The organism is Massilia phosphatilytica (assembly GCF_977014125.1).
Window position 1 is genome coordinate 1 of record NZ_CDRNIL010000127.1, and the last position, 2699, is coordinate 2699.

Consider the following 2699-nt stretch of genomic DNA (forward strand, 5'->3'; position numbering starts at 1 on the left):
ATGTATCGTGTGCTAAAACGGAGGAGTTAGTTGGATCATCCAGCACCTCACTTTCCAAGGAAACAAGCCCGCCATGGTAACGGCGGCGGGCCGTCCCGGCAACCCGCGCCGTGATCAGCGCAGGGCCCGCACGGCGGCCCACACGAGGCCGGCCCCGGCCAGCACGCCCAGCGCCACCGCCGCGTGCATCCGATGCGAGCCCAGCAACGGGCTTCGGCCCAGCGGAATCTTGTTGTACAAGGTGGTGCTCATACCTCTCTCCTCCGAATGTCATTGGCCACAGCGGTCATTATAAAAAATTCCCTGACGAAATATGTGCGCCAGCGTACGCAAGCGTAATGTGTGTCCGCTTAGCAACAAACCGGTGGCCCCGCGGCGATCCTATTGCGCGCCGGGCGCCGACACTGACTGTTAGTATCGCGCCAACACGACAACGCAATGGAGCACGCCATGAGAACCGAACGTACCGAAGCCGGACCCCGGCGCCAACGCCCCCGCCAACCTGCACGAAGCGGACATCGGCAGCGGCGAACGCTCGCCGGCCCAGCACGAAACGGACGCCATGATCCGCGAAATCCCGCCGCGCGGCCACAAGCAGGACGACCAGCAAGACGCCGGCCAGCAGGCCACACGCGACGGCGAGCCGGGCAAGCGCTGACCCGCACCACGTGACAACGGATGGGGCGACCCGACGGTCCACCCCATCCGCACTTCGTCCATCCGCAGTTCACGCCTCATTCACCGCATCCGGACCTGCCCGCACCGCGACCGCGGCGCGGCATCGTTATTGCGCCTTGACGGGCGCCACTGGCGCGTCGGGTTCCTTCACCGGCGCGCGCGCCGGGGCCGGCACGTCGTCCGGATCGGGGCTCGGCTGCGGCGGCGGCAGCTCCGGGTCCGGCGTCGTGGGATCGGGCGTCGAGTGGGCGTGCTGGCGCAAGTCCTCGTCCTGTTCCGGCAAACTCATCGGTCTTCTCCGGCGCAGGCTCAGCGGCCTTCCTTCTGCTTCGCGCCGCCGCCCGCGCCCTTGCCCGTCCCCGCCTTCACGGTCGACTTGTTGTCGTGGCTGCTCTTGTCCTTGACGCCGGCCTGGCGCTTCTGGACATCTTCCTCGGACAGGTTGCCCGACTGCTTGTTCTGGCTGCCGCTGGATTTCGATTGGCTCATGATGATCCTCCGATTGATAGCCGTTGATGTTGTGTGCAGCCTAGCATGGAAGACCGGGCCGGGTTTTCAATCGTGCGGCCGGGTGGCGCAGGCTGGTATAGTCGGGTTTTGACATCCCGTCGCCGATCATGCCGCGCCGCCTTCCCGCCCTCGCGCTCTTCCTCGCCATGTCCGCCAACCTCCACGCCGCCCCGATGACGCTGACCGACTACATGGCCCTGTCCGGCCCCGCCCCGGACGCCACGCTGCGCTACGGCGCCGCGCCGTCGCAGTACGCCGAACTGTTCGTCCCGCCCGGCAAGGGCCCGTTTCCCGTGGCCGTGCTCGTGCATGGCGGTTGCTGGACGAAGGAATACGGGGGCATCACCCAGTTCCGCAACATGGCCGGGGCGCTGGCGGCACGCGGCATCGCGGTCTGGAACGTGGAATACCGCCGCGTGGACGAAGCCGGCGGCGGCTATCCCGGCACCTACCAGGACATGAACGCCGCCCTCGACCTGCTGGCGCGCACGGCGCGCGACCATCCGCTCGACCTCGACCGCCTCGTGGCCGTCGGACGCTCGGCCGGCGGCCAGCTCGTGCAATGGCTGGCGGCGCGGCCCCGCGTGCCAGCGTCCAGCCCGCTGTTCCGCGCCGACGCCGTGCCCGTGCGCCGGGTCGTCAGCCTCGGCGGCCTCGCCGACCTGCGGCGCGAATCGGCGCTGTTGAAAACGAGCTGCGAGCGCGACGTCGCCGAGCTGGCGGGCACGGCCAGCGCCGCGCGGCCGGACGTCTTCGCCGACACGAATGCGGGCGACCTGATGCCGAACGGCAGCCGGACGATCCTCGTCACCGGGGAACTGGACACCATCTCGCCGCCGCGCGTGGCGCACGATTTCGCGGCGCGCGCCCGCGCCGCCGGCGACGCGGCCGAGGTCGTCATCCTGCCGGGCGCGAGCCATTACGACGAAGTCGCCACGACGTCGGCGTCGTGGCCGCTCGTGCTGCGCGCGATCGAATCGATGCTGCCGGCCCCGCGCTGACGCGGCCAGGCCCGCTCAGTCGGGAAACACGATCCGTTTTCGCGAGCCGCTGGTCGACGACGAGGTCGTCGAGCGCCACCGCCACACACGGCAGGATATAGCCCTCGCGCTTTTCGTCGAGGGACAGGCCCGGCCATTCCACGAGATAGCGCACGCTTCCGCCCGCGAGGCGGCAGATACAGGTGCGGCAGGTGCCGTTGCGGCAGGAGCTCGGCAGGTCGATGCCGGCCCGTTCGGCGGCGTGCAGCACCGTCGTGTCCGGGTCGGTCGGAAACGACCAGCCGGAGGGCTGCAGGGTGATGGTCAACGCGGTCATGCCGGCGATTGTACCGCCTGCACGCGGCGCGCAGCCCAACCATGCCTGGGTTCGTTCCCGCACAGAACGGCGTGCGGACGGCGCTGACCTGAAGCCAACGCATCTTCAGGCTGGAAATCAATGGAAGGTGCTGGATCATCCAACTAACTCCTCCGTTTTAACCTTAGCAGCTCAACCGAACCAAGTACAGGCAA

At 68.4% G+C, this 2699-nt stretch carries 5 protein-coding genes and 1 pseudogene; 2 read left to right on the forward strand and 4 right to left on the reverse strand.

What is annotated here, in order from left to right; all coding sequences use genetic code 11:
• Positions 1-114 precede the first annotated feature (114 nt).
• The 3 genes from ACWNCF_RS04435 to ACWNCF_RS04445 form a co-directional block, all read right to left on the reverse strand.
• Positions 115-252, reverse strand: a complete 138-nt coding sequence (locus ACWNCF_RS04435; protein WP_200958414.1) for a hypothetical protein — start codon at positions 250-252, stop codon at positions 115-117.
• Between the two features lie 532 nt (positions 253-784).
• Entirely contained in the window at positions 785-967 is a 183-nt protein-coding gene (locus ACWNCF_RS04440; RefSeq protein ID WP_449406170.1) for a hypothetical protein, read from the reverse strand.
• Between the two features lie 20 nt (positions 968-987).
• The gene (locus ACWNCF_RS04445; RefSeq protein WP_449406171.1) at positions 988-1167 is read right to left on the reverse strand and encodes a hypothetical protein; all 180 of its coding nucleotides are present in this window, start codon (positions 1165-1167) and stop codon (positions 988-990) included.
• Between the two features lie 128 nt (positions 1168-1295).
• Here ACWNCF_RS04445 and ACWNCF_RS04450 point away from each other — a divergent pair, with 128 nt between their 5' ends.
• Positions 1296-2189 carry an alpha/beta hydrolase gene (locus ACWNCF_RS04450; protein ID WP_449406172.1) on the forward strand — a complete coding sequence of 298 codons (894 nt, stop codon included), beginning with the start codon at positions 1296-1298 and terminating at the stop codon, positions 2187-2189.
• Positions 2190-2241: 52 nt separating this feature from the next.
• Here the strand turns inward: ACWNCF_RS04450 and ACWNCF_RS04455 are convergent.
• A pseudogene (locus tag ACWNCF_RS04455) lies at positions 2242-2505 on the reverse strand (2Fe-2S iron-sulfur cluster-binding protein); the annotation flags it as partial.
• Here ACWNCF_RS04455 and ACWNCF_RS04460 point away from each other — a divergent pair.
• The coding region (locus tag ACWNCF_RS04460) for a hypothetical protein (protein WP_449406173.1) at positions 2504-2699 on the forward strand (196 nt) is incomplete at its 3' end. The pseudogene ACWNCF_RS04455 and the gene ACWNCF_RS04460 sit on opposite strands and share 2 nt — an antisense overlap.